Here is a 25849-nt window from a genome sequence, read left to right on the forward strand (position 1 = left end):
ATGAAGCTGATCGTCACCCGCGTCCTCTCGGTCATTCCGGTCCTCTTCGGCCTCTGCGTGCTCTCCTACACGCTGCTCGCGATGATCCCCGGAGATCCGATCACCGCCATGCTCGGCATGGATGCCACGCCGGAAGCGATCGCCGCGCTGCGCGCAAAATTTGCTCTAGACGAGCCCTTGCCGCTCCGGTTCATCTCCTGGTTCGGGCATCTTCTGATCGGCGATCTCGGTCGTTCCATCCAGTCGGGCCGACCGGTCCTCAGCATGGTCATGACCGCCATGGTGCCGACCATGCAGCTCGGCTTAGCGGCGCTTTTGATCTCGCTGGTCATCGCCATTCCGGCCGGAGTGATTTCCGCAGCACGCCGCAACAGCGTCGCCGATTATAGCGTCTCGCTGATTTCGCTGGCAGGCCTTTCGCTGCCGAGCTTCTGGCTGGCGATCCTGCTTGTCCTCTTCCTGTCGATCCGTCTGCAGATTTTCCCCTCCTCCGGCTATGTGCCTATCGGCGAAGATCCCGTTGGCGCTTTACGCCACATCACCCTGCCGGCGATCACGCTCGGCGTCGCCATGGCCGCGTCGACCATGCGCATGACCCGCGCCGCCATGCTGGACGTGCTGAATGCGGACTATATCCGGACGGCGCGCGCCAAGGGCCTGCCCTTTCGACGTGTGGTCTGGAAACATGCGCTGCGAAACGCCCTGATCCCGGTAACGACGCTGGTCGGCCTGCAGCTCGGCCAGTTGATGGGCGGCGTGGTGGTAACGGAGACTGTGTTCGCTTGGCCGGGCATCGGCAAGCTGACGGTCGATGCGATCTTCGCGCGTGACTATCCCGTGGTGCAAGGCGCCATCCTGGCATCCGCCGTACTCTTCGTCTTCATCAATCTTGCCACCGACCTTCTTTACGCGACGCTCGATCCCAGACTGAGGAAACGTGCATGACCACAGCTCCCGCATCTCACTCGTTGATACGCCGTCTTGTGGAAGACAGCCGCAGTGCCTTCGGCATGGCGCTGGTCAGCATCCTTGTCCTGGCTGCGGTGTTCGGACCGGTCTTGTCCTCCTATGCGCCTGACGCTGCCGATTTCATGGCAACGCTTGCCCCACCGTCAGCCGATCATTTTCTCGGTACCGACGATCTCGGTCGCGACGTGCTGTCGCGTATCCTGTCCGGTGCACGGGTATCGCTGCTTGTCGGCGTGATCAGTGTCGGTGGCGCGGTTCTTGTCGGCCTGCCGATCGGCCTTGTTGCCGGCTACCTGGGCGGCAGAACAGATGCGGTTCTGATGCGCTGCATGGACGTTCTACTGGCCTTTCCGGGCATCCTGCTGGCACTCGGCATCACAGCGGCGCTTGGCGCGTCGCTTACCAACACGATCATCGCGATCGCCGTCATCAACACGCCGACCATCGCCCGGGTGACCCGCGCCCAGACCATGTTGGTCTCCAGCCTCGATTACGTGAAGGCGAACCGGGCGCTCGGCTTTAGCAATCTGACGATCATGACCCGCAGCGTTTTGCCCAATGCCCTGTCGCCCGTCCTGGTCCAGGCATCGCTGCTGCTTGCCTCGTCGATCATCACGGAGTCCTATCTTTCCTTCCTCGGTCTTGGCGTCCAGCCGCCGACCCCGACTTGGGGCAGCATGCTGCGTGATGCGATCAGCTTTATCGACCAGGCAACCTGGCTCGCCTGGTTTCCGGGTGCTGCAATCTTCCTGACTGTGCTCGGCTTCAACATCTTCGGCGATGGTTTACGCGACCGTCTCGATCCGCGCGACTGAGCCGATGCCACTGGACCCGCCATCTTCCACCTCGCTCAAGGTGCAACCGACGCCACCAAGAGCGATATTCCAACTCCTCACGAGGACCGGTAAGACATGACCAAGAAAGTGCTTCTCGTCGGCGAAAGCTGGATCAGCTCCGCCACCCATTACAAGGGCTTCGACCAGTTCGGCAGCGTCACCTTCCACCTCGGCGCCGAGCCGCTGGTCAAGGCGCTCGATGGCAGCGAGTACGAATTGACCTATATGCCGGCCCATGACGCGGTCGAGAAATTCCCCTTCGAGATGGCCGGGCTCGACGCCTACGATGCGATCATCCTCTCGGATATCGGCGCCAACTCGCTGCTGCTGCCGCCGGCCGTATGGCTGCATTCCAAGACCGTGCCCAACCGGCTGAAGCTCATCAAGGCCTGGGTGGAAAAGGGCGGAGGACTGCTGATGGTCGGCGGATATTTCTCGTTCCAGGGCATCGACGGCAAGGCACGCTGGCGCCGCACGGCCGTAGAGGACACGCTGCCCGTCACCTGCCTGCCCTACGACGATCGGGTTGAAATACCCGAGGGTTCGACCGCCGTCGTCCTCAAGCCCGACCATCCGGTGATGGCCGGCCTTAGCGGCGAATGGCCTCTGCTTCTGGGCGTCAACGAGGTGGAGGTGCGCGACCGCGCCGATGTGGACGTGCTCGCCCGCCTGCCCGAAGACCAAGGCGGCCATCCGCTGCTGGTGACCGGCACCCATGGCGAAGGCCGCACCGTGGCGTGGACTTCGGACATCGGCCCTCATTGGCTTTCGCCGGCTTTCTGCGAATGGGAAGGTTACGCTAGGCTCTGGAAAAACATCCTCGGCTGGATGACCGAAACACGCTGACGGCAGCGCACGACGAAACACGCGGCTGGCCGGATGCGAGACCACCGGCCGGCCGCCGATACCCAATCTTCGCAGATCAGGAGCAGATGCCATGACATCGCGCGATTTTTTCAAGCCGGGACGCTCGGTCGCCATTTCGGACCGCGGCATGGCTGCGACCTCCCATCCCCAGGCGACCTTGGCGGCGGTCGATATCCTGCGCGCCGGCGGCAATGCGGTCGATGCGGCGGTGGCGGCGGTGGCGCTGCAATCGGTGATCGACCCGCTGATGACCGGCATCGGCGGCGATTGCTTTGCTCTCTATTCACCGGCCGGCGGAACGCCAGTCGCGCTCAACGGATCCGGCCGTGCACCCCAGAAGGCCGAGCTAGCCTATTTCATCGACAAAGGCTTCTCCTCCATCCCCGACGATAGCGCACATGCCGTAACCGTACCCGGCGCAGTGGATGCCTGGTGCCGGCTGATCGAAAGCCATGGTAGCCTCGGGATGAACCGTGTTCTGGCCGCAGCGATTGCCGCTGCCGAGGACGGCTATTGCATCACCCCACGCGTCGCGCTCGATTGGGCGCGCTACAGCCCCCGCGTCGGTAAGTTCCCAGGCTCCGCAAGCTACTTCCTGCCGAACGGCAAGGCGCCGGTGACCGGCCAGCGGATGACCAACCCGGCGCTGGCCGCCACCCTGCGCGCCATAGCGACGGGCGGCCGCGACGCCTTCTACAAGGGCCTGGTGGCCGAGGAGATCGTCGGCCTGTTGCAGTCGCTAGGTGGCTTGCACGAGGAAAGTGACTTCTCCAGTTTCGCCGCCTTTGAAACCGCACCCATCTCGGCCAAATATCGGGGCCGGGATGTGCTGGAATGCCCGCCAAACGGCCAGGGGCTTGCCGCTTTGATGATTGCGCGCATCCTCGACGGCTTCGACCTGCGCGATCCGACGCTGTCGGAGGCAGACCGCATCCATCTTCTCGCCGAAGCATCGAAGGCAGCCTATGCCCGGCGTGACCAGGTGATCGCCGATCCCGCCCATATGACGGCCGACGTCGATGCCATCCTGTCGGATCGCTCGATAGACGCGATCCGCTCGAAGATCAGCCTTGAAAAGGCCGCTCCGGCTGGCACTTGGGAAGGTCCGACGCATAAGGACACCGTCTACGTGACCGTGGTCGACCGCGACGGCAACGCCGTCTCGCTGATCAACTCCATCTTCTTCGCATTTGGCAGCGGCATCTACGCGCCACGCTCCGGCGTGCTGCTGCAGAACCGCGGCGCGGGCTTCGTGGTCAGACAAGGCCACCCCAACGCCATCGGCCCCGGCAAGCTGCCCTTCCACACGATCATCCCCGGCATGCTGGCCGAGGGCGGCAAGACGCGCATGACCTTCGGGGTCATGGGCGGGCAATACCAGGCGGTCGGCCATTGCCATCTGCTGAGCCAAATCCTCGATCGAGACATGGATCCGCAGCAGGCGAGCGACCAGCCGCGTAGTTTCTATTTCGATGGCAAGCTCAGTCTCGAGCCAACCATTTCCGACGACGTGCGGATGGATCTGGAACGTCGCGGCCACACAACCGTCTGGGCGGACGAACCGATCGGCGGTGCGCAGGCAATCTACATCGACCACGAGCGGGGCGTTCTGCTGGGAGCCACCGACCACCGCAAGGACGGCATCGCGCTCGGTTATTAAGCGACAGCCTGGATTATCGTTCGGTGCTGGACACCATGCCAAGCGCGATATCGGCCAGTTCCGCGGTCTGTACGACCAGGCGATCCGCTCCCGCGCTCTCCAGTTCGGCTTGCTCACCGTAGCCCCAGAGCACACCCGCAGCCCGCATGCCGTTGGCATGGGCGCCGGTGACATCGTATTTTCGATCGCCGATCATGACACAACGATCCGCGTCAAGCTCATGCTGCTGGATGATGTGCGCAATCAGTTCAGGCTTATGGTCGATGTCGCCGGCCGGGGTCGATCCATAAATACCGGTGAACAGAGCATCTAGGCCTTTGTCTTCCAGTATGCGGCGCGCAAACGTTTCGCGCTTGGATGTCGCGAGGAAAAGCCTGGCTTCTTTCTTCATCCTGGAAAGAGCTTCCGGGATACCGTCATAGACCTCACTCAGAAGAAGGCCTCGCGACCCGTAGTCCTGCCGGTAGGCATCGACCCCTTCGGTGACCCGGTCGTCGCCGAACTGTCCGAGCAGGTACCGCATGACGTCCTCGATCGGCGGGCCAATGATCGACCTGATGTCCATGGCAGGATCAGTATCATGTCCAAGGGAACGAAGGGCTGCCCTGCAGCTCGACAGAATTCCGGGTTCCGACGCGATTAGAGTTCCATCCAGATCTAGCAGAATTGCAGGTGCGGCGGCATACGGCATGAAAACGCTTTCATTGGACAGGTCATACAGCAGCACCAATCGGTATGCCGTTGAATAAGACAAATATAGTCTTTCCCAACGGTCTCAATGCAATTTTGCGGAGATCTCGTCACAGCCCAACATTCGCACTCCTTGATGGGAAGCAAACCGTCGTCCTCGCCTCTCGAAGAGCTAGCCTTTCGAAAATCCGCGACGTCAAAACCTCAACCATGCGCTGCAACAAAAACCGCGCTGGCGTCGCTGACGATCGACACATGGTCGAAGGCCGCCTGCCCGGCGGCTTTGCAATCGGCGCGCAGAATGGCGGTAACGATCCGGTCATGCTCATCGTATGACTTCGAGAGCCTCCCGGTCAGACGAAACTGCGCGCGGCGAAATGGCGCCAGCCTTGCCCTGGTCTGTGTTGCCAGTTCGAGAAGGTGATCGTTGTGAGCTCCTCGGTAAAGCCTGTTGTGGAATTCGGTGTTGTAAGCGGAATAGTCCTCCGGCGAGCCCGAATGCACGAGATGTATCGAACTGCGATGTTCGATATCCAAGCCACGTCGCTCGTCGACCGTCATGCGCTCGGCAGAGAGCCTCGCGCAGATGCCTTCCAGTTCCGCCATGGCCTCGAACATGGAGTGGAGCCGGGCCTGCGTCACAATCATCACGACGGCGCTGCGATTGGGCTCCCGGCCAACCAGGCTCATTGCGCCGAGTTCCCGCAACGCTTCCCGGACAGGCGTCCGGGAGACTTCGAACCGGGCGGCGAGAGAAAGCTCGTCGAGCCTTTCGCCAGGCAGCATCTCGCCGGTCACGATCATATCGGCAATGGCTCTCACCATCTGCTCCACAGTCGTCCCGGCCCGGACTAATCTTCTTCGCTTCACCTCAGTCAAGACACTCTCGGCGCTTTAGACGTAGTGCATACAGATGCAGTTCGTGTTCCGCCATGTCAACGCTTTCCTCAATGCATTGAACTTAAATGCTTTTCGTCCAGACATCCTAGATAGCGCTGGGAGCGCATCTCGGTTTCTCCGAATATTTTTCATACAGTGACACTAAAATCAGCACGCTCGTCCAAAACTGCATGCAGTTTTGTCAGTTCTTGTTATCTATTCAGTCGGCACCAGCTTTTTCAATGACTTACAAAGTGGCACGCCTGTTGCTTGCTGTCCCTTGTCCAATAGCGAACGGCCGAGCGCCGCGAGGGAGAATGACGATGACGAAACTCCTTTCCATGAACCGCCGGAATTTTCTGCAGGTGTCTGCGGCCGGACTTGCCGCAAGCGCACTTCCCGGTCTCACGCCGGGAACGGCATTGGCGCAGACCGCGCTGACGGTCGGCTTCATCTATGTCGGACCGAAGGATGACTACGGTTACAATCAGGCCCATGCCGAAGGTGCTGCGGTCATCAAGGCCATGCCGGGTGTCACGCTCGTCGAAGAGGAAAACGTGCCCGAGACCGTCGATGTCCAGAAGACGATGGAATCGATGATCAACCTCGATGGCGCGTCGTTGGTTTTCCCGACGTCGTTCGGCTATTTCGATCCCCACATGCTGGCTATGGCAGCGAAGTATCCCGACACCCAGTTCCGCCATTGCGGTGGCCTGTGGCAGGCGGGCAAGCACCCGGCCAATACGGGATCCTATTTCGGCTACATCCATCAGGGTCAATATTTGAACGGCGTTGCCGCCGGGAACGCGACCAAGAGCAAGAAGATCGGGTTCGTCGCGGCGAAGCCCATCCCGCAGGTGGTTCAGAACGTCAATGCATTCCTGCTCGGGGCTCGTTCCGTCGACCCGACCATCACCTGCCAGGTGATCTTCACGGGTGAGTGGTCGCTCGCCATCAAGGAAGCCGAAGCCACCAACGCGCTGGTCGATCAGGGGGTGGATGTCATCACCTGCCACGTCGACAGCCCGAAGGTCGTTGTCGAGACCGCCGCCGGCCGCGGCGCGTTCGTTTGCGGTTATCACGCCGACCAGAGCCCGCTTGCGCCAGAGAAATACCTGACCGGTGCCGAATGGGCCTGGGGCAACGTCTATACCGATTTCATCAAGAAGACCCAGGCCGGAGAAAAGCTCGGGAACTTCGTTCGTGGTGGACTGAAGGACGGCTTCGTCAAGATGAGCCCGCTCGGTCCCGGCGTATCGGAAAAAGGCCGCAAGATGTTCGATGCGACGCTTGCGGAGGCGATGACCGGCAAGCTTTCCGTGTTCAAGGGCCCCCTCAACGACAACAAGGGCAATGCCGTAATCGCTGCCGACAAGGCCTATGCGGAGGATGCGATCGATCTCGAAAGCATGGCCTACCTCGTCGAGGGCGTGGTCGGCTCCACTTCCTGACATCAGGTGAAGGGAGAAGCGTCATGACGGTACAAGCAAACGATCCAGCGCTCTCGTTGAATGCCGGCGGAGGAGCCACGTTCCGCCCGCTTCTGGAATGGCTGGCGCGGCGGGCGGAGCCTGTCGTGATCGGGTCTGCTGCCATTCTGGCAGGCCTCATGCTCTTTTCCCTCTTCATTCTCGCGATCGGCAAGTCGCCGGTCGCGCTCTTCCAGCTCATGTATACCGGCGGTTTCGGCAGCTGGTTTTCGCTGCAAAACAGCCTTTCGCGCGCAGCGCCCCTCCTCCTCACAGCGCTCTGCGTGGCACTGCCGGCACGCCTCGGTCTGGTCATCATCGGCGGAGAAGGCGCGCTCGTGCTCGGCGGCGTTGCAGCCGCAGCGGTTGCCGCACCACTGACCGGCTTCCTTCCTCCCTATCCGGCGCTCATCGTCATGGCGGTTGCGTCCATGATCGTCGGCGGCATCTGGATCGGTGCGGTAGGGTTTCTGCGGCACTACCGCGGCGTCAACGAAACGATCTCGTCGCTGCTGCTGGCCTATATCGCGATCGCGCTGATGAACCAGCTCGTGGAAGGGCTGTTGCGGGATCCGGCAAGCCTGAACAAGCCCTCCACCATGCCGCTGCCACCAGGATATATGATCGGCGATATCCCCGGAATGGATGTTCACTGGGGCCTCGTCATCAGCATCATAGCCTGCGTCGGCTCCTGGATCCTGATCGAGATGACGAGCTACGGCTTTGCCGCTCGGATGGCCGGCGGAAATGTACGCGCCGCACAGATCCAGGGCTTGCCGGTCGGTCGACTGATCGTCGGCTTCACGGCGATCGCCGGCACATTCGCCGGGCTTGCCGGCATGCTGGAGGTGGCGGCCGTGCAGGGCAGTGCGAACGGCTCGATTGCGGCAGGTTACGGCTACACCGGCATTCTCGTGGCATTTCTGGCGCGCCACAATCCACTGGCAATCATCCCGATCGCGTTTCTGCTCGGAGGGCTCGAGGCATCCGGCGGCCTGATCCAGCGCCGGATGGGACTGCCTGATGCGACCGTCGTTGCGCTGCAGGGCACGCTCTTCATCGTCATCCTCTTCTGCGAGACCTTTTACGGCAGGTTCAAGGTCTTCAATCCCGACCTCTGGAAAAGGAGAACGTGATGGACGAGACAAACATTGGTCTCTGGGGCGTGCCGCTTGCGATCCTCGCCGGGGCAATCCGCGTCTCTACTCCGTTTATTTTCGTCTCGCTCGGCGAAGCCATTACCGAGCGTTCCGGACGCATCAATCTCGGATTGGAAGGCACGCTCGTTTTCGGTGCCATGACGGCCTACGCCGTCGCCGTCCTCACCGGTTCGCCATGGCTCGGTGTGCTCGCGGCCATGGCGGCAGGAGCGGTCTTCGGGCTCATTCATGGCTTCATCTGCCGCTTCCCGCGCGTCAACGACATCGCGATCGGCATTGCCATGATGCAGTTCGGGCTCGGGTTCGCCTTCTTCCTCGGCAAGCCCTTCATCCAGCCTTCTGCGCCAAAACTTCCCTCCATCCCGCTCGGCAACTGGTCGTCCTATCCGCAGGTCCAGGCGGCGTTGAATATCAATGTCCTCTTCTTCATCGGCTTTGCCCTTTCTCTCTTTCTGTTCTGGGCCTTCCGCAATACCCGTCCCGGCCTCATCCTGCGCGTCGTCGGGGACTCCACCGATGCGGCCCGCGCGATGGGCATCAACCCGGACCGCGTGCGGTTGCTTGCCACCGCGCTCGGTGGATCGCTGGCGGCTGTCGGCGGAGCCTATCTCTCGCTCTACTATCCCGGCTCCTGGAACGAGGGCATTTCCTCCGACCAGGGCCTCATGGCCGTGGCGCTCGTGATCTTTGCCCGCTGGAACCCGATCCACTGCTTCCTAGCAGCACTTCTCTTCGGCGGGACAGGCGCGCTTGGACCGGCGCTGCAATCGGTGGGCGTGACGCAGGGCTACTACCTCTTCTACGCGGCGCCTTACGTGCTGACGCTTGCCATACTGATTGCCACATCCTCGCCCCACCGCGCGCTTTCCGGCGCGCCGGGCGCGCTTTCCCTGACGAAATGATAGGAGTTGCGACATGAATGGCTTAGGCGGCCTCAACAAATCCGAACACGGCGTTGGCATCGGCCTCGTGCAGCTGCAATTGCCGGTGACAGTGACGAAAGCGGACCTTGCCCGCCAGACGCAGGTGATCGTCGATCTCGTCGCGAAGGCGCGGCGCAACCAGCCCGGCATGGATCTCGTCGTCTTCCCAGAATATGCGCTGCACGGTCTCTCGATGGACATCAATCCTGAGATCATGTGCTCGCTGGACGGGCCGGAGGTCGCTGCGTTCAAGCAAGCCTGCCGCAAAAATGCGATCTGGGGCTGCTTCTCGATCATGGAACTGAACCCGGGCGGCATGCCCTACAATTCCGGCATCGTCATCGACGACCAGGGTGAGCTGAAGCTCTATTATCGCAAAATGCATCCCTGGGTGCCGGTCGAGCCCTGGGAACCCGGCGATCTCGGCATACCTGTCATCGACGGGCCCAAGGGCGCAAAGCTCGCACTGATCATCTGCCATGACGGCATGTTCCCGGAGATGGCGCGCGAATGCGCCTACAAGGGTGCCGAAATCATGATCCGGACGGCAGGCTATACGGCGCCGATCCGCGAGGCCTGGCGCTTTACCAACCAGTCGAATGCCTTCTGCAATCTCATGGTCACCGCCAATGTCTGCATGTGCGGCTCGGACGGTACGTTCGACAGCATGGGTGAAGGCATGATCTGCAATTTCGACGGGTCAGTCATCGCCCACGGGACGTCAGGCCGGCCGAACGAAATCATCACAGCCGAAGTCCGTCCGGATCTTGTGCGCGAGGCACGGCGCGGCTGGGGCGTGGAAAACAACATCTACCAGTTCGGCCACCGCGGCTACGTCGCTGTCGAAGGCGGCGCCGGCGATGCACCCTACAGCTACATGCACGACCTGATCGCCGGCAAATACCGGCTGCCCTGGGAGAATGAGGTCAAGGTCACCGACGGCACATCCTGCGGTTTCGACAAGCCGTCGCGCCGTTATGGCGAAACCCTAAAGCCAGCAGCGGAATAGGAGAAGATCATGGACACAATGGTTGAAACAACCGGAACCTATATCGGCGCCGATCCCTATCCCTGGCCCTATAACGGCAAGCTGCGGCCAGACAACACCGCCCTCATCATCATCGACATGCAGACCGACTTCTGCGGAAAAGGCGGATATGTCGACCACATGGGATACGACCTGTCGCTGGTGCAGGCGCCGATCGAGCCGATCAGATCGGTGCTCGCGGCCATGCGTGCCAAAGGCTACCACATCATCCACACCCGCGAAGGCCACCGTCCCGATCTCGCCGACTTACCTGCCAACAAGCGCTGGCGCTCGCAGCGCATCGGTGCTGGCATCGGCGATCCCGGCCCCTGCGGCCGCATCCTGACCCGCGGCGAGCCGGGCTGGGACATCATCCCGGAACTCTATCCGATCGAGGGTGAAACGATCATAGACAAGCCCGGCAAGGGTTCTTTCTGCGCGACGGATCTGGAGCTGATCCTCCACCAGAAGCGCATCGAGAACCTCATTCTGACAGGCATCACAACAGATGTCTGCGTCTCGACGACCATGCGTGAGGCCAATGACCGCGGCTTCGAATGCCTGCTTCTGGAGGATTGCTGCGGCGCGACCGATTACGGCAACCACCTCGCTGCGATCAAGATGGTCAAGATGCAGGGCGGCGTCTTCGGCGCGGTGGCCAGCTCGAAAATGCTGATCGAGGCACTCCCGTGATGATGCAAGCCGCCACCATGACCAGGCGTGCTCACGTCTTTCGCATTGCGGCGAGCGGTCCGTCCGATGTATCGGGCGTAGAAGCCCTGTTCGCGGCAGGGCTGAAGCCGGAAAACGTCGTTGCGATCCTCGGAAAGACGGAGGGCAACGGATGCGTCAACGATTTCACGCGGGGCTTCGCCACGGCGAGTTTCGAGGCACTGTTCGCGCGCCACGGCGTCGAGGGTGTCTCGCTGGTGATGTCCGGTGGCACCGAAGGAGCCCTGTCGCCACACTGGACGGTTTTTGCGCGTGAGAGCTTGATTGATGACGCCGCAGATGCAGGCGGGCCCGCTCTCGCCATCGGTACATCCAGAACGCCCCACCTCCCATTCCATCATCTCGGGCGTCGTGAACAGGCGCTTATGGTCGCCGAAGGCGTAAGAACCGCGATGGCGGATGCAGGCATCGACGACCCCGCGGACGTCCATTTCGTCCAGATCAAATGCCCGCTTCTGACGCTTGCCCGCATCGGCGAAGCAGACAGTACGGGGCACGCCGTCGCCACGCGCGAGACACTCAAGTCCATGGGACTTTCGCGTGGAGCCTCGGCGCTGGGCGTCGCCCTAGCACTTGGCGAAGTCGATGCCGCAACCATTACCGATGAGGTCATCGGCTCCCGTCACGACCTCTTTTCACGTCGCGCATCCGCATCCGCCGGCGTCGAACTGACCGATCACGAGATCATCGTACTTGGAATGAGCCGAGCCTGGAGCGGACCGCTTGCGATCGATCACGCCGTCATGGCGAGCGCCATCGATACTGCTTCCGTGCACGGCGCCCGTGCGCGCCTGCCGGAAAGGACGACGATTGCCGCCGTACTGGCCAAGGCGGAACCCGACCCATCCGGCATGGTCGGTGGCCGGCGTCACACGATGCTGGACGATTCAGACATTGCCGGCACCCGCCATGCCCGCGCCTTTGTCGGCGGCGTGCTCGCGGGCGTCTTCGGCATGACCGATCTCTATGTCTCTGGTGGCGCCGAGCACCAGGGACCACCCGGCGGCGGGCCTGTCGCTATCATTGTTGAAAAGGAGAGATGAAGTGAGCATTGTTCGCGATACCCCTCTTCCGGAGCGTGGCAAGGCTGCCAGCATCGACACATTGGGAATGACCATGCGGTTCGGCGCGTTCACGGCGCTGGATGACGTTTCGATCAGCGTTCCAGCCGGATCCTTCCACGCGCTTCTCGGCGAGAACGGCGCCGGCAAGTCGACCCTGGTCAAATGCATCATGGGCTTTTACCACGCGACGTCGGGCTCGCTTTCGGTCGACGGACGCGAAGTCGCGATCGCTTCTCCAAGGGATGCGGCGACCTACAGGCTCGGGATGGTCTACCAGCATTTCACCCTCGTCCCTTCGCTGACCGGTGCCGAGAACCTCGTGATCAGCCGGGCTCAAGTGCCGGCCGTGATCAACTGGACGAAGGAGCGCCGCGAACTCGCTGAATTCATGGAGCGTATGCCGTTCAAGATCCCGCTCGACCGACCGGTCAGCGAGCTTGCCGCTGGCGAGAAACAGAAGCTTGAAATCGTCAAGCAGCTCTATCTCGGCCGGTCCTTCCTCATTCTCGACGAGCCGACATCAGTTCTGACGCCCGCCGAAGCCGACGAGATGCTGGGCCTCGTGCGCGGGATGACGGAGAGCGGCGGGCTGACCGTGCTGATGATATCCCACAAGTTTCACGAGATCACCAAATTCGCCGACGACGTCTCGATCCTGCGTCGCGGCAAGCTGGTCGGGACGGGAAAGGTCAGTGACCTCTCGACCGCCGACATGGCCGCGATGATGATCGGCAATGTGAAACTCGCCGAACTCGACAGCCGCGCGCCTGTCAACCAATCTGCGGAAACGGTGCTCAGGCTCAGCAACGTCAGGGCGCCGGATCGATCTGGGCTGAGGACGATCGAGATCGACGACCTCTCGGTCCGCGAAGGCGAGATCGTCGGGATCGCCGGCATATCCGGCAACGGACAAAAGGAATTTGCCGAGATCCTGTCCGGTCAGCGACCTCTCAGCGCCGGCAGCATCGAGGTCAACGGCTCGGCCTATGGGGCAACTCGCGCCGAGACGCGGGCTAACAATGTACGTTTCATTCCCGAAGAGCCGCTGCAAAATGCCTGCGCGCCAAGGATGACGGTCAGCGAGAACCTTTCCTTCCGAACCTTCGACCTCAAGGCCGATGGCCGGGATGCAATGTGGCTCTCCAAGGCCGGCATGAAAAAACGGGCTACGTCGCTCATTTCCGATTTCAAGGTGAAGACCGCATCGTCGTCATCACCGATTGCGGCGCTTTCCGGCGGCAATGTTCAGCGTGCCGTGCTTGCCCGCGAACTGACAGGCGATGTCGATCTGCTGATCGTTTCCAACCCGTGTTTCGGGCTGGATTTCTCGGCCGTTGCAGAAATCCGCGCCCGCATCATGAAGGCGCGCAATGCTGGAACGGCCGTGTTGCTGCTTTCTGAAGATCTCGACGAGCTTCTCGAAATGTCCGACCGCATCATCGTCATTTCCGAGGGACGGCTCGTCTACGAGACGCCGGCGCGTGGCGCCGACATCGGCGTGATCGGGGCACATATGGCGGGGCACCACTGATGTCGATGATCAAGGCCGAACCGTTCGATTTTCCATTGCGACCTGCCGAGATGGCGCTTGTTGTGATCGACATGCAGCGCGATTTTGCCGAAGCCGGCGGCTTCGGCGCAAGCCTCGGCAACGACGTCTCTCGTATCACCCGGATCGTGCCGGACGTGAAGCGGCTTATCGAAGGTTTTCGCGCCGCGGGCCTGCCTGTCATCCACACGATGGAATGTCACAGGCCCGATCTCTCGGACCTGCCGCCTGCCAAGCGGGATCGCGGCAACCCCTCTCTCCGGATCGGCGACGAAGGGCCGATGGGCCGTGTGCTGATTGCGGGAGAACCGGGCACGGCAATCCTGCCCGAACTCGCCCCGATCGCCGGCGAAGAGGTGATCGAAAAGCCCGGCAAGGGCGCGTTCTATGCGACGGCACTCGGCGAAATCCTAAAGGAGAAGGGCATCACCCAGCTCGTCTTTGCCGGCGTGACCACCGAAGTCTGCGTGCAGACGACCATGCGGGAAGCAAACGACCGCGGCTATGAATGCCTGCTCTGCGAGGAGGCGACCGAAAGCTATTTCCCCGAATTCAAGGCCGCCGCCATCGCCATGATCCGCGCCCAGGGCGCCATCGTTGGCTGGACGGCGCATATCGACGACATCCTGAAGGGACTGCCCCATGCCTGAAACGACACGCGCCATGCTGACGTCTGGAGGCTGGAAGGACCTGGAATTCGGACCGTTCCGCAAAGACGTGACGATCCACTGGATCAGAGCGTTCGAGGGCGACCAACCGGGCGTGGCGATCCTGAAGTATCAGCCGGGAGCATCCGTGCCACGCCACCTCCATCAGGGGCTCGAAACCATCCTCGTTCTCAACGGCGTGCAGTCCGATGAAGCGGGGGATTACGGTGAGGGCAGTTACGTGGTCAACGCCGCCGGCACCGAGCATTCGGTCTGGAGCGATAAGGGATGTGTGGTGCTGATCCAGTGGGACCGGCCCGTGAAGATACTTGAAGAGAGCATGGCATGACTTACTCCACATCGACGGATCTACCCGCATTCGACATCGTCTCGCTGTCGAATTTCTATCGCAACGGCGGCACCGTCACCGAGATCGTCGAGCGCGTGTTTGCCCGGATTGCCGAGGTCGATGACCCCGGTATCTTCATCCACCTGGGCGATAAACTCGAGATCCTGGCGGAAGCGGAAAAGCTCGGCGCCTTCGATCCCGCAAAGCTGCTGTTCGGCATACCCTTTGCGGTAAAAGACAATATCGACGTCGCGGGCATGCCAACCACCGCCGCCTGCCCGGACTACGCCTACACGCCGGAAAAAGATGCGACCATCGTGCGCCTGCTGAAGGAGGCGGGAGCGCTGGTGATCGGCAAGACCAATCTCGACCAGTTCGCCACCGGCCTTGTCGGCCTGCGCTCGCCCTACCCGGTCCCGAAGAATGCCATTGACCCGACACTCGTGCCGGGCGGCTCATCGTCAGGATCGGCCGTTGCCACCGCACACGGTATCGTCTCGTTCGCGCTAGGAACGGACACGGCGGGTTCCGGGCGCATTCCGGCCGGCCTCAACAATATCGTCGGCTTGAAACCAAGCCTTGGCGCCTTTTCCACCACGGGGGTCATTCCCGCGTGCCGGACGCTGGATTGCGTTTCGGTCTTCGCGTTGACGGTGGAGGACGCCTGGACCGTGTTTTCCGTCGCAGCCCGACCGGATGAGACCGACGCCTATTCGAGGGCGATCCCGACCACAGGCTATCGCGCGGCGCCTCCCGTGCTGACGATCGGCGTTCCCGCAGCGGCCGACCTGAGGTTCTTCGGCGACGCGTCGATGGAAGCGGCCTACGCACAGGCCCTCGCCGCACTGACGGGCCTCGGACACAAGCTCGTCGAAATTCCCTTTGCCGATTTCTACGAGGTAGCGGACCTGCTTTACGAAGGCGCCTGGGTTGCAGAACGCTACGCAGCCGTGAAGGACTTCTTCGACGCGCATGAGGACACGTTCCATCCGGTAACGCGCAGCATCTATGGCGGAGCGAAAGCCCTCTCGGCGGCCGATGCTTTCAACGGCCTTTATGCGCTGCAGGCGCTGAAGAAGAAACTCGCGCCGGTCATCGGTTCCGTCGATCTGTTCTGCGTGCCCACGGCACCGCGCCATTTCACGGTCGCGGAGCTGGAAGCCGAACCGATCCGGGAGAATTCCCGCCTCGGCACCTATACGAATTTCGTCAATCTGCTCGATATGTGCGGCATCGCCGTCCCGACCGGGAAGCGACCGGACGGCCTGCCGGCAAGCGTCACCCTTCTCGCACCGGCCGGCAAGGAAGGGCTGACAGCGACGCTTGCCCGCGATCTTCACGCCGCGAGCGGGCTGACGCTCGGCGCGACAGGCTGGCCGCTACCGGCTCCGACCGAGGCACCGCCTGTCGTGCCGGCAGATGATCTGATCGATCTGGTCGTGGTCGGCGCGCATCTTTCGGGAATGCCGCTCAATCATCAGCTCATCGACCTCGACGGCCAATTCTCCCGAACGACACGGACGTCCACCGACTACCGCCTTTACGCCCTCGCCGGCACGGTTCCCGCCAAGCCGGGCATGGTGAAGGTGGGCCAGAATCAGGGTACCGAGATCGAAGTCGAGATCTGGCGCCTGACGCCCGCAGCCTTCGGCCGGTTTGTGGCGGCAATCCCCGCGCCTCTCGGGATCGGCACGGTCTCGCTGTCGGACGGAACGTCGGCAAAGGGGTTCCTGTGCGAACAGATCGCGCTCGAGACAGGCGCAAACGACATTAGCCGATACGGAGGCTGGCGCGCCTATTGCAAAAGCGGCTGATTGCTGGCGGCATGTAGTCTCTACCTAACCTCGATCTGCTTCTAACCTGACAGCACTCGATCCGACGTAGCCGCAGACGGCTCCGGTGACATGCACGCCCGCTGCAGCTTGGCGGCCGATATTCGCATCACGCAGGTCGTCAACATGAAAAAGCGCATCCACGTCATGATCCCGAAAGCTCTGAATCAAAGATCAAAGGACGCCTAACCATATCAGAAGTCTTGCAAAATCGAACCGACGGCGCCGACGGAAACTAGACGGATCGGATGACGCCCTTTGTGAAAATGAAACAACCAAAGGGCCTGTCATCCGTAGTCGCGACAACAGCGAACGCGCGAGCCGCAACGTCGTAAAACTTCGTCCTCTCGACGGGCTCGAAGCTAACCTGCCGCTCCTCCGTATCGTTTACTATCTTTTCGACATCGTAATGAACCGACGCGGCGTAGCTCGGGTCTCCGTCAGGGACCATTTTAACTACGGGTTTTTCGAGAAAGTCGTCGACCGGCATCAACTTCAATATATCGGCGATGATTGAAACGAGCGGCACTCCCACAATCGGTAAGACACGTTGATGACGAGAATAAGCTGGGTAGTTGGCATCAACCACAGCCAGACAATCACCGTGCCCCATTGCTGCGAGTGCCCACAGCACATCCGGGCTCAAATGCTTTGGGATGTTCTTCAACATTGTCATACGAGTTCCGTTATAGCTGATAGAGTTGTATCGTTGGTGTGATGGCCAAGGCTATCTGCGGCACAAGCTGTCAAAAAAATCGATGAGTAGCAACGAAATCCGTGTCTTGTGTTCGGCATACGTGTTGACGCTCCAACGTTATCCTCGTCGTAAAGCGTCTATCGTCAGCCGCGTCACCGTGGCAAGACAGTCCCGCATCGAGGTCAGGCAATCCACGAATACGCGTCGCCTTAACCGTGATGGCGACGCGCAGCGGGATCGGGGATCGGCACCGCAGCCATCAACGCCCGCGTATAGTCGTTCTTTGGCTGTTCGAAGACGTCCCGGCGGCTGCCCATCTCGACGATCGCCCCGCCGCGCATCACGGCGACATTGTGGGACATGCGCTCGATCACCGCCATGTCATGGGAAATGAACAGATAGGCGATCCCCATCGTCTCCTGCAGTTCCAGCATCAGGTCCAGCACGCGCGCCCTGACCGAGACGTCGAGCGCCGCAACGCTTTCGTCGGCGACGATGAGCTTGGGTTCGAGAGCCAGCGCCCGGGCGATGCAGATGCGTTGGCGCTGGCCGCCTGAAAACTCGTGCGGATAACGGCTGGCGGCCTCCGGCGGCAGCCCGACGCGGCGAAGCAGGTCTGCGACACGGTCCTGCCGCTCGGTTCTGTTGCCGATACCGTGGATGACCAAGGGTTCGGCGATGGCGCGCCCGACAGCCATGCGCGGATCAAGCGAGGCATAGGGATCCTGGAAGATCATCTGCGCCGAGCGGCGCACCGGCTGCATATCGCGCTGGCTGAGCATGCCGATCTCGCGGCCGCCGATCATCACATGGCCGCTGAAGGGAATAAGGCCGAGGACCGCCTTTCCGGTTGTCGATTTGCCCGATCCGCTTTCGCCGACCAGACCCAGCGTCTCGCCGGGCAGGATATCGAAAGCGACGTCGCTGACCGCATTCACCGGCGGCTTGCCCTTGAACAGGCGGCCGGCGACGCTGCCATAGCTGACGCCGAGATCGCGGACATTGAGGACAGGCGAACGATCCGGCGCGGAAACCGGCTGCTTCGGCTCGGCCGAGACCCGCGGCGGACCGTCGGTTCCCGCATGCGCACCAAGGATCGGAACGGCGGCCAGCAATTGCTGCGTGTAGGCCGCCTGCGGTCGGTGGAAGATATCGATGACGCCGCCCTGCTCGACGATGCTGCCGTTCTGCAGGATCACGACACGGTCGGCCATTTCCGCCACCACGCCCATATCGTGGGTGATCATGATGATCGAGGTGTCGAACTCGCGCTTCAACTCGCGCATCAGCTTCAGGATCTGCGCCTGCACCGTCACGTCGAGCGCGGTTGTCGGCTCGTCGGCGATCAGCACTTTCGGCCGGCAGGACAGCGCCATGGCGATCATCACCCGCTGCCGCATGCCGCCGGAAAGCTCGTGCGGAAACTGCTTCATCCGGCGCGCCGGTTCGGTCATATGCACCGCGTCGAGCATCTGAAGCGCCACGGCACCCGCATTGTCGCGACCCTGATGCTCGCGGATCGCTTCGGTCAGCTGCGCGCCGATCGAGATCACGGGATTGAGCGAGGTCATCGGCTCCTGGAAGATCATCGCGATATCGCCGCCCCGCACCGCGCGCATCGCCCGATCGGAAAGCGATGTCAGGTCGCGATCGCCAAGCAGGATCTTGCCCGCGGTGACAGTGAGAGAGGCCTTCGGCAACAGTCCCATGATCGACAGCGAGGTGACGGATTTGCCCGACCCGGATTCACCCGCGATGCAGAGCGTTTCGCCGGCTGCCAGATCGAAGCTCACGTTTCGCAGAACCGGCTTACGCCCCTCTGGCGTTCGCGCATCGACATCGAGATCGCGGACGCTGAGGATCGGCATTGCAGCTGTGGCGGAATGCTCGTTCACGCGAAGACGATCCGCGGGAAGTAGAACGACACCACCCAGTTCGGCGCATCGACGATCTCGCTGATCCTGAGATCGCCGCAGACGGAGCAGAGCATATAGGCATCGACCGGGTTCAACCCATGCTCGACGGTCAGCAGATCGATCATCCGCATGACGCTTTCGCGCGCACCGGTCATCAGGTCCGGCCCGATGCCGGTCGTGACTTCGTATCCGGCGCCGTCGAGATGGCGGGTCACCGGCTCGGTCACGGTGAAGCGCGGCGACTGGAGCTTTGCATCCTTGACCAGCTCGATGGTCGCCTCGACATTCATCTGGCTTTCGATCGCCGTGCCGCAGACCTCGCCGTCGCCCTGGGCGGCATGCGTATCGCCGATCGAGAACAGCGCACCCTCGACTTCAACCGGGAGGTAGAGCGTGACGCCCGCCGACAGGTCGCGAATATCGAGATTGCCCCCGACCCGGCGCGGCGGCACGACCGAATGGGTGCCCGCTTCGGCAGGAGCGACACCGATCGTCCCGGCAAACGGCTTCAGCGGCACCCGTCCACCGGGGCCGAACAGCGACGGCGCCATGGTGGCGGTATCATAGGTCCAGACATGCAGCGCCGGGTCCTTGAACTGGTCGGCCAGAAGACCGAAGCCCGGAATGTTGGCCGTCCAGCCGACGCCTGACGGAATGAACTTGCGCAGCGTGACCTTCAGCGCGTCACCGGGCTTGGCGCCTTCCACATAAACAGGTCCGGAAACAGGATTGATCTTGCCGAAATCGAGACTGTTCAGCGTCTCCAGCGTCGCATCGCGACCGAGCTGGCCGCCGGAGGAGTCTAGGCACTCGAAATGGATCGTCTCGCCCGATTTCGCGACCACGGCCGGTTCGAAATCCTTGTTCCAGCCGAAATTATGCTGAGCGCGGTGAATGGTGTGGGTACAGGCTATGCACATGAATGTTCTCCCTGGTATCTTTTGTTGGCAAGTCCCCTTCCCGACCCCTCCCCACAAGGGGAAGGGGCTAGCCTGCCGCTCCGTCCGCGATCGAAACTGGACGTCGCTGCGGATTTTCTCGCCCTTGTGGGGGAGATGGCCGGCAGGCCAGAGGGGGTATCGACCTCAGGCGAAAGCCGAAAGCGTCTACTGCTTCACGAAGATCGCGTCGTAGTTGATGACGCGAGTCGGATCGATGTAGATGTTGTCGGCACCGCCCATGCGCAGCGACTTGGCAACGACGCGGCGCTCATTGATCACCGGAACCCATGGCGCATCAGCCATGATGTCGGTGAAGACCTTGCCCCAGGCAGCGGTACGCTCCGCAGCCTTTGCAGGATCGGACATCGAATCTGCCGCCACGGCGCGGGCATCGAGATCCTTGTTGCAGTACCAGGACCAGTTCCATCCGCCCTGTACCGCGCCGGCGCAGCCGAGGATCGGGCCGTAGAAGTTCGACGCATCCGGGAAGTCGGCGATCCAGGCCATGCCGCCCGACCAGATCATCGGCGCTTCGCCTTCGGTGCCGCCGGCAGCAATCACGTTCGCCTGGGCAAGCGCCCGGATTTCAGCCTTGACGCCGATCGCTGCCAGATCCTGCTGGATGGCCTGGGCAATGCGCGGCTGCGGATCGGTATTCGTCGAGTAGAGCACCGTCTCGAAACCATCGGCAAAGCCCGCTTCCGCAAGCAGCGCCTTGGCTTTGGCAACGTCGTAGGCATAGCCGGTAAACGACTTGTCGTAACCGGGCATCAGCGGCGGCAGCGGCTGATTGGCCGGCGTGGCGCGACCGTTGAGGATGCGCGCGACGCGATCCTTGTTGACCGCCATGTTGAGGGCCTGGCGCACCTTGACGTTGTCGAACGGCTTCATCTTGGTATTGAGCATGATGTAGCCCGTATGCAGCTGCGCGCCGTCGACAATGATCTGGGCGCCGTCGGGCGAGTTCTTGATTTCCAGGAACTTTGCCGGCGGGATGCCGTCACCGGCGATATCGACCTCGCCCTTCTGCAGACGCAGCAATGCGACGAGAGGTTCCTGGCCGACTTCCACGGTGAACTTGTCGATATGCGGCATGTCCTTGACGTAATAGGCCGGGTTCTTCTCGAACACGAGACGCTGACCGATCGTCCATTCCTTGAGAGTGAAGGTGCCGGAGCCGACAGGGCTCTTGCCGAAATCACCACCAGCTGCCTCAACGGCTTCCTTCGGCACGACCGAGGCGAAGTTGATGGCGAGCACGTGCAGGAAGGTCGCATCCGGGCGCGACAGCTTGAACACGACCGTGCCGGCGTCCGGCGTCTCAATGCCCGACAATGTCGTCGACTTGCCGCCCGTCACGTCCTCGAAGCCATTGATGGCGCCGAAGAAGCCGGCACCGGGGCCTTGCGTCTTCGGATCGACGGCACGCTCGATCGAGTATTTGACGTCGGAGGCGACGACTTCGCGACCGTTCGAAAATTTTACACCCTTGCGGAGCTTGAACGTGTAGGTCAGCCCGTCCGGAGCGACCTCGAAGCTTTCGGCGAGCGACGGCACCGGGTTCGGCGTGCCCGGCTCGTAATCCATCAGCCGTGAATAGAGGCTCTTGATCATCGACCAGTTGACCCAGTCGTAACCGATCGCCGGATCGAGCGTGGTGATGTCGTCCTTGTAGGTGACGACGATATCGCCGCCCTGCTGCGGTGCGCCCTGCGCCATGGCGGACATGGTGCCCACGGGGGCGATTGCCACCATGGTTGCAACGGTTGTGTTTCGAAGCCAGCGTTTGAACATGTCGTTCCCCTTTTTGTTGCTGTCAGCGGGTTCTAATGCGCGGGTCGATGACCGGCGCGATAAGGTCTGCAACGAGGTTGCCGAGAATGATGGCGAGCGCGGAAGTGAGCGTCACGCCCATGATGATCGGGATATCCACCTGCTGGATCGCCTGCCACGCCAGCTGGCCGATGCCCGGCCAGCCGTAGACGGCCTCCACCACGACGACACCCCCCATGAACTGGCCGATATCGATGCCAATCATGGCGATGACCGGCAGCACCGCATTGGGCAGCGCATGGCGGAAGGTGATGCGGCGCGACGACAACCCCTTGGCGCGGGCCGTGCGCACGTAATCCTGGTTGAGCACGTCGATCATTGCCGAGCGGACCATGCGGGCATACCACCCGGCACCGAGCACGCCGAGCGTGGCGGCCGGCAGAACCACATGCGAAAACGTGCCGTAGCCGCTCATCGGAAACCAGCCGAGCGTTGCGGCAAACACATAAAGCAGCAGCAGCGCCACCACGAATTGCGGCGCCGACACGCCGACAAAGGATGCCATCATCACCACCCGGTCGACAAACCCGCCGCGGCGGACGGCAGCGATCGTTCCAAGCGTCAGCCCGAGCACCACTTCGACGACGATGCCGGAAAACATCAGCGTCAGGGTGGCCGGCAGCCGCGCCATGATCAGCGTCGCCACTTCGGTCTTCTGCGCATAGGAGCGACCGAGATTGCCCTGCAGCAGGTTGGAGAGATAGGACCAGAACTGCACCGGCAACGACTGGTCGAGGCCGAGTTCGCGGCGGATGTTGGCGACCGTCTGCGCCGTTGCGCTGCGGCCGGCAATCATCCGGGCCGGATCCGCCGGCAGGGCGTAGAGCAGCACAAAGGTGATCGCCGCGACCCCGAGCAGGATCAGCGCCATCTGCACCACGCGCCGGAGAAAGAGCATCGCCATCAGCCTCGCCCCCGCTGCGTCGGATCGAGAATGTCGCGAAGGGCGTCACCGACGAGGTTGAAGGAGAGTGCCGTCAGTAGAATGATCGCGCCGGGGAAAAACACCAGCCACGGTGCCGCCTGGAAATAGCTCTGGCTCTCGAAGATGATATTGCCCCAGGACGGCTGCGGCGGCTGCACGCCGATCCCGAGGAAGGACAGCGTCGCTTCCAGAAGCACGGTCGTTGCAATGCCGAGCGTGCCCCAGACGATCGCCGTCGGCATCAGATGCGGCAGAATATGCAGGAACAGGATCCGCCCGTGGCCCGCACCGAGCGAGCGTTCGGCCATGATGAAGTCGCGCTCCACCAGCCCGCGGGTTTCGGTATAGACGATGCGGGCGACCTGCACCCAATTGACCAGCGCGATCACCATCGCGACGATCCAGAGGCTCGGGCGAAGCAGGGCGGCAAGCACGATTGCCAGCAGCAGCGCCGGAAACGCCATCATCAGATCGGTAAACCGCATCAGGAGCGTGCCGAAGAAGCCGCGCACGTAACCTGCGACGATGCCGACGAACAGCCCGATCGTGACCGCCACGCCATTGGCGACGAGCCCGATGATCAGCGAGGTCCGGGCACCGTAGAGAAGACGCGAGAACAGATCCCGGCCCAGCGTATCGGTGCCGAGCAGGAACGCTCCGCCCGGCGGCAGCGGCGCACCCTCCAGCGAAAGCCCGTCGAACATCTGGTTGTCAGGATCGAACGGCGCGATCATCGGCGCGGCGAGCGCTGCAATGACGACAGTGAGGACGATGAGAATGCCGAATAACGCGACCGGCTGCCTCAGAAGCTCTTTCATCACCCGCATCAGATTGCCTCCGGGAGCGGTTCGGCGCCGGCGACGATAAAGGCAGCGATCTGCTCCATCGGCAACCGGCGGCGCATCGCGCATTCGCGCAGCGTCCGATAGGCCTGATCCTCGCCGATTGCATGCGAGACCATCAGACGCTCGACCGCCGCATAGACCAGCGGCCTCAGGCGCGAGCGCTCCTCCAGATGCCGGATGCGATCCTGTGCTTCCTCGCGCTCCTGCTGGATGGACAGCGCCATGACGAGCGCGGGATAGACGGCGGAACTGGCGACGGGCTTGGCGATGATGGCGCCCGCCCCTTGCGACAGCGCCCAGGCAATGCGACCGGGCGCTTCCGATCCGAGCAGTGCGACGACGGGGCGAAGCGGTGCCTGCCTGTCGAACGGCAGGAGATCGTCCCAGCCCTGGTCCGCATCGACCATGATGATGTCGGGCAGATCGCCGGGCGATAGCGGCGCCCACTGGACATTTGCCTCGACACCGAGCAGCCGAAGCTGGCGCACGAGCTTTTCGGTATTGCCGTCTTCGCGGTGGAGGATCGTGACCTTTGAGCCGGCGAAAGTCGGGGTCTGCCTCATGACACCACCCGCAGTCTCGGCTGCAGACGATTGCCGCCGGTGAGATAAGGATCTGCCGCAAGCGGCGGCCGTGAAGCGATCACGTCGAAACCGTTGTCGCCGTTGATGCGGCCGAGATGGAAGGGCAGCGCCGCATGGTTGGTTTCCGCATCGATGGCAAGCGGCCCGAACAGGCTCGGCCAGGGCTGGCGGCTGAGCTGCTGTCGCACGGCCCGCGGGTCGTCGGTTTTAGCGGCAGCAATCGCCGCAAGCGCCAGTTTGACCGCCGTATAGGCGCTCGCAAAGACGCTCGACACCCGGCGCTCGCCGAACCTCGCATGAACATTCTGCTTGAAGCGACGGTTTTCGGACGTCGCCAGCGTATCGAAATAGGAGGCGGCGCACAGCTGCCCGGTGGCAGCACCCGGCGCGATATCGGCAAGTTCGCATTCCATCAGGTCACAGCTGACGACCGGGCAGACCTCGGGTCGAAACGCAGGATCCCTGTCAGCCAGCGCCCGCATGGCGGCCAGAAACGCATAGCTGGACGGCCCGATGAGATTGTTCAGAATGAAGCTCGGACGCCGCTGCTCGATCTCCGCGATGATCCGTTCGACGGCGGTTTCATCAAGCGGCAGGTAACGCTCACCGAGAACCTCGCCGCCGGCATTGCCCACCAGTTCTCGCGCAAGCCGGTTCATTTCCCAGCCCCAGACATAGTTGGCGCCGACCAGATAGGGCCGCTTGCCATAGCGGGGGATCAGATACTCGAACAGCGGCAGGAGGTGCTGGTTCGGACAGCCGCCGAGATAGATGACGCTCTCATTGGCCTCGAACCCCTCGTAGGGGCACATGTACCAGAGAAGACCGTCATGCTTTTCGATCAGCGGCAGGACTTCCTTGCGGGCAGCCGAGGTGATGGTGCCGACGATGTGGCGGCATCCCTGTCGTAGCAGATTGCGGGCACCATCCAGATAGGCGGCAAGATCCGCGTGTGGATCGAAGAACACAGCATCGACGCCGCCATCAGACGCGTCGCCGAATTCGGCAATCGCGAGATCGGCACCGTCGCGCGCGTCCCGACCCATCGACCCATAGGGGCCGGTTGTCGAAAAGAGAATGCCAATCTTGATCGGGTCGTTCATGCGGGTGCACCAAAACCAAAATACCCCACAACGCAGATCCCGCACGGGGCGGGGCGATGTGAGGCGAAACTGCCTGGAGACAATCAAAGTCATGTGATGCGGCGGCGCATGCCTATTCCGCGAGCTTGAGTAAAATACAGGCAGCACTCTGTTGTCAAGTGCGACGGGTCTTCGACTTGACTGTGTCGCGTATGGCTTCGTCATAAGCGGCACAAAACGCGGCAGTCGACGACAGGGACGAGGCGACCGCTCTGAGCCCGGGTAATTTACTGACGGCGCGAACCAAGCACATAGGCATTGTTTGCTATTAACGGAAAGAGCCTCAGTTGGAGCGCGCCTTAAAATTCTATCC

The 25849-nt window shown here is 62.1% G+C and carries 24 protein-coding genes; 14 read left to right on the forward strand and 10 right to left on the reverse strand.

Annotated elements, in window-relative coordinates; translation table 11 throughout:
* The 4 genes from ACQY1K_RS19660 to ggt all read left to right on the forward strand — a co-directional run bounded on the left by ACQY1K_RS19660 (window position 1) and on the right by ggt (window position 4332).
* The gene (locus ACQY1K_RS19660) at window positions 1-945 is read left to right on the forward strand and encodes an ABC transporter permease (protein ID WP_062460010.1); all 945 of its coding nucleotides are present in this window, start codon (window positions 1-3) and stop codon (window positions 943-945) included.
* Entirely contained in the window at window positions 942-1784 is an 843-nt protein-coding gene (locus ACQY1K_RS19665) for an ABC transporter permease (RefSeq protein WP_158481543.1), read from the forward strand. The genes ACQY1K_RS19660 and ACQY1K_RS19665 overlap by 4 nt, the downstream gene beginning before the upstream one ends.
* Window positions 1785-1880: 96 nt before the next feature.
* A complete protein-coding gene (locus tag ACQY1K_RS19670; RefSeq protein WP_113111371.1) occupies window positions 1881-2651 on the forward strand; it encodes a glutamine amidotransferase in 771 nt (256 codons plus the stop codon).
* 91 nt (window positions 2652-2742) lie between these two features.
* On the forward strand, window positions 2743-4332 hold the full coding sequence (ggt, locus tag ACQY1K_RS19675) for a gamma-glutamyltransferase (RefSeq protein ID WP_430260403.1): 1590 nt from the start codon (window positions 2743-2745) through the stop codon (window positions 4330-4332).
* A gap of 13 nt (window positions 4333-4345) precedes the next feature.
* On the opposite strand, the gene ACQY1K_RS19680 is transcribed toward ggt, so the two are convergent.
* Window positions 4346-5023 (reverse strand): HAD hydrolase-like protein, encoded by a 678-nt coding sequence (locus ACQY1K_RS19680; RefSeq protein WP_430260405.1) that lies wholly within the window; start codon window positions 5021-5023, stop codon window positions 4346-4348.
* Window positions 5024-5226: 203 nt separating this feature from the next.
* The gene (locus tag ACQY1K_RS19685) at window positions 5227-5901 is read right to left on the reverse strand and encodes a GntR family transcriptional regulator (RefSeq protein ID WP_430260407.1); all 675 of its coding nucleotides are present in this window, start codon (window positions 5899-5901) and stop codon (window positions 5227-5229) included.
* A 323-nt stretch (window positions 5902-6224) separates the two neighbouring features.
* Here ACQY1K_RS19685 and ACQY1K_RS19690 point away from each other — a divergent pair, with 323 nt between their 5' ends.
* The 10 genes from ACQY1K_RS19690 to atzF are packed head-to-tail and all read left to right on the forward strand — an operon-like array spanning window position 6225 to window position 16635.
* Window positions 6225-7352: a BMP family ABC transporter substrate-binding protein gene (locus tag ACQY1K_RS19690; protein ID WP_430260409.1), complete on the forward strand. Its 1128-nt coding sequence runs from the start codon at window positions 6225-6227 to the stop codon at window positions 7350-7352.
* Between the two features lie 23 nt (window positions 7353-7375).
* A complete protein-coding gene (locus tag ACQY1K_RS19695) occupies window positions 7376-8506 on the forward strand; it encodes an ABC transporter permease (protein WP_062460021.1) in 1131 nt (376 codons plus the stop codon).
* Complete coding sequence (locus ACQY1K_RS19700; protein WP_430260412.1) at window positions 8506-9432, forward strand: ABC transporter permease; 927 nt, start codon at window positions 8506-8508, stop codon at window positions 9430-9432. Before ACQY1K_RS19695 ends, ACQY1K_RS19700 begins: the two co-directional genes overlap by 1 nt.
* Before the next feature lie 13 nt (window positions 9433-9445).
* Window positions 9446-10462, forward strand: coding sequence for a formamidase (locus ACQY1K_RS19705; protein ID WP_430260414.1), 1017 nt, complete (start codon window positions 9446-9448; stop codon window positions 10460-10462).
* A gap of 9 nt (window positions 10463-10471) precedes the next feature.
* Entirely contained in the window at window positions 10472-11173 is a 702-nt protein-coding gene (gene biuH / locus ACQY1K_RS19710) for a biuret amidohydrolase (protein ID WP_430260416.1), read from the forward strand.
* Between the two features lie 17 nt (window positions 11174-11190).
* Window positions 11191-12255 carry a ring-opening amidohydrolase gene (locus ACQY1K_RS19715; RefSeq protein ID WP_430260418.1) on the forward strand — a complete coding sequence of 355 codons (1065 nt, stop codon included), beginning with the start codon at window positions 11191-11193 and terminating at the stop codon, window positions 12253-12255.
* Window position 12256: 1 nt separating this feature from the next.
* On the forward strand, window positions 12257-13807 hold the full coding sequence (locus ACQY1K_RS19720) for an ABC transporter ATP-binding protein (protein WP_430260420.1): 1551 nt from the start codon (window positions 12257-12259) through the stop codon (window positions 13805-13807).
* The gene (locus ACQY1K_RS19725) at window positions 13807-14475 is read left to right on the forward strand and encodes a cysteine hydrolase family protein (protein ID WP_184655908.1); all 669 of its coding nucleotides are present in this window, start codon (window positions 13807-13809) and stop codon (window positions 14473-14475) included. Before ACQY1K_RS19720 ends, ACQY1K_RS19725 begins: the two co-directional genes overlap by 1 nt.
* Window positions 14468-14821 (forward strand): cupin domain-containing protein, encoded by a 354-nt coding sequence (locus tag ACQY1K_RS19730; RefSeq protein ID WP_062460034.1) that lies wholly within the window; start codon window positions 14468-14470, stop codon window positions 14819-14821. Before ACQY1K_RS19725 ends, ACQY1K_RS19730 begins: the two co-directional genes overlap by 8 nt.
* Window positions 14818-16635 carry an allophanate hydrolase gene (gene atzF, locus ACQY1K_RS19735; RefSeq protein ID WP_430260423.1) on the forward strand — a complete coding sequence of 606 codons (1818 nt, stop codon included), beginning with the start codon at window positions 14818-14820 and terminating at the stop codon, window positions 16633-16635. Before ACQY1K_RS19730 ends, atzF begins: the two co-directional genes overlap by 4 nt.
* A 253-nt stretch (window positions 16636-16888) precedes the next feature.
* Here the strand turns inward: atzF and ACQY1K_RS19740 are convergent, their stop codons facing one another.
* From ACQY1K_RS19740 to ACQY1K_RS19775, 8 genes are all read right to left on the reverse strand, one after another.
* A complete protein-coding gene (locus ACQY1K_RS19740; protein WP_162734845.1) occupies window positions 16889-17323 on the reverse strand; it encodes an RbsD/FucU family protein in 435 nt (144 codons plus the stop codon).
* Between the two features lie 236 nt (window positions 17324-17559).
* Window positions 17560-19218 (reverse strand): ABC transporter ATP-binding protein, encoded by a 1659-nt coding sequence (locus ACQY1K_RS19745; protein ID WP_430260605.1) that lies wholly within the window; start codon window positions 19216-19218, stop codon window positions 17560-17562.
* A 23-nt stretch (window positions 19219-19241) separates the two neighbouring features.
* Entirely contained in the window at window positions 19242-20186 is a 945-nt protein-coding gene (locus ACQY1K_RS19750) for an acetamidase/formamidase family protein (protein ID WP_430260425.1), read from the reverse strand.
* Window positions 20187-20372: 186 nt separating this feature from the next.
* Window positions 20373-22001 (reverse strand): ABC transporter substrate-binding protein, encoded by a 1629-nt coding sequence (locus ACQY1K_RS19755; RefSeq protein WP_430260427.1) that lies wholly within the window; start codon window positions 21999-22001, stop codon window positions 20373-20375.
* A gap of 22 nt (window positions 22002-22023) precedes the next feature.
* Window positions 22024-22944 carry an ABC transporter permease gene (locus ACQY1K_RS19760; protein ID WP_430260429.1) on the reverse strand — a complete coding sequence of 307 codons (921 nt, stop codon included), beginning with the start codon at window positions 22942-22944 and terminating at the stop codon, window positions 22024-22026.
* On the reverse strand, window positions 22944-23792 hold the full coding sequence (locus ACQY1K_RS19765) for an ABC transporter permease (RefSeq protein WP_430260431.1): 849 nt from the start codon (window positions 23790-23792) through the stop codon (window positions 22944-22946). Before ACQY1K_RS19765 ends, ACQY1K_RS19760 begins: the two co-directional genes overlap by 1 nt.
* Window positions 23792-24373 (reverse strand): ANTAR domain-containing protein, encoded by a 582-nt coding sequence (locus tag ACQY1K_RS19770; protein WP_113111355.1) that lies wholly within the window; start codon window positions 24371-24373, stop codon window positions 23792-23794. The genes ACQY1K_RS19765 and ACQY1K_RS19770 overlap by 1 nt, the downstream gene beginning before the upstream one ends.
* The gene (locus ACQY1K_RS19775; protein WP_430260433.1) at window positions 24370-25497 is read right to left on the reverse strand and encodes a transporter substrate-binding protein; all 1128 of its coding nucleotides are present in this window, start codon (window positions 25495-25497) and stop codon (window positions 24370-24372) included. The genes ACQY1K_RS19770 and ACQY1K_RS19775 overlap by 4 nt, the downstream gene beginning before the upstream one ends.
* Window positions 25498-25849 lie beyond the last annotated feature (352 nt).

The organism is Neorhizobium sp. IRS_2294 (assembly GCF_050500145.1).
Taxonomy (GTDB): domain Bacteria; phylum Pseudomonadota; class Alphaproteobacteria; order Rhizobiales; family Rhizobiaceae; genus Neorhizobium; species Neorhizobium soli.

Coding starts and splice junctions, on each gene's coding strand:
- ACQY1K_RS19660 (WP_062460010.1), top strand. CDS start 1: ATGAAGCTGATCGTCACCCGCGTCCTCTCGGTCATTCCGGTCCTCTTC.
- ACQY1K_RS19665 (WP_158481543.1), top strand. CDS start 942: ATGACCACAGCTCCCGCATCTCACTCGTTGATACGCCGTCTTGTGGAA.
- ACQY1K_RS19670 (WP_113111371.1), top strand. CDS start 1,881: ATGACCAAGAAAGTGCTTCTCGTCGGCGAAAGCTGGATCAGCTCCGCC.
- ggt (WP_430260403.1), top strand. CDS start 2,743: ATGACATCGCGCGATTTTTTCAAGCCGGGACGCTCGGTCGCCATTTCG.
- ACQY1K_RS19680 (WP_430260405.1), bottom strand. CDS start 5,023: ATGCCGTATGCCGCCGCACCTGCAATTCTGCTAGATCTGGATGGAACT.
- ACQY1K_RS19690 (WP_430260409.1), top strand. CDS start 6,225: ATGACGAAACTCCTTTCCATGAACCGCCGGAATTTTCTGCAGGTGTCT.
- ACQY1K_RS19695 (WP_062460021.1), top strand. CDS start 7,376: ATGACGGTACAAGCAAACGATCCAGCGCTCTCGTTGAATGCCGGCGGA.
- ACQY1K_RS19700 (WP_430260412.1), top strand. CDS start 8,506: ATGGACGAGACAAACATTGGTCTCTGGGGCGTGCCGCTTGCGATCCTC.
- ACQY1K_RS19705 (WP_430260414.1), top strand. CDS start 9,446: ATGAATGGCTTAGGCGGCCTCAACAAATCCGAACACGGCGTTGGCATC.
- biuH (WP_430260416.1), top strand. CDS start 10,472: ATGGACACAATGGTTGAAACAACCGGAACCTATATCGGCGCCGATCCC.
- ACQY1K_RS19715 (WP_430260418.1), top strand. CDS start 11,191: ATGACCAGGCGTGCTCACGTCTTTCGCATTGCGGCGAGCGGTCCGTCC.
- ACQY1K_RS19725 (WP_184655908.1), top strand. CDS start 13,807: ATGTCGATGATCAAGGCCGAACCGTTCGATTTTCCATTGCGACCTGCC.
- ACQY1K_RS19730 (WP_062460034.1), top strand. CDS start 14,468: ATGCCTGAAACGACACGCGCCATGCTGACGTCTGGAGGCTGGAAGGAC.
- atzF (WP_430260423.1), top strand. CDS start 14,818: ATGACTTACTCCACATCGACGGATCTACCCGCATTCGACATCGTCTCG.
- ACQY1K_RS19740 (WP_162734845.1), bottom strand. CDS start 17,323: ATGTTGAAGAACATCCCAAAGCATTTGAGCCCGGATGTGCTGTGGGCA.
- ACQY1K_RS19745 (WP_430260605.1), bottom strand. CDS start 19,218: ATGCCGATCCTCAGCGTCCGCGATCTCGATGTCGATGCGCGAACGCCA.
- ACQY1K_RS19750 (WP_430260425.1), bottom strand. CDS start 20,186: ATGTGCATAGCCTGTACCCACACCATTCACCGCGCTCAGCATAATTTC.
- ACQY1K_RS19755 (WP_430260427.1), bottom strand. CDS start 22,001: ATGTTCAAACGCTGGCTTCGAAACACAACCGTTGCAACCATGGTGGCA.
- ACQY1K_RS19760 (WP_430260429.1), bottom strand. CDS start 22,944: ATGGCGATGCTCTTTCTCCGGCGCGTGGTGCAGATGGCGCTGATCCTG.
- ACQY1K_RS19765 (WP_430260431.1), bottom strand. CDS start 23,792: ATGCGGGTGATGAAAGAGCTTCTGAGGCAGCCGGTCGCGTTATTCGGC.
- ACQY1K_RS19770 (WP_113111355.1), bottom strand. CDS start 24,373: ATGAGGCAGACCCCGACTTTCGCCGGCTCAAAGGTCACGATCCTCCAC.
- ACQY1K_RS19775 (WP_430260433.1), bottom strand. CDS start 25,497: ATGAACGACCCGATCAAGATTGGCATTCTCTTTTCGACAACCGGCCCC.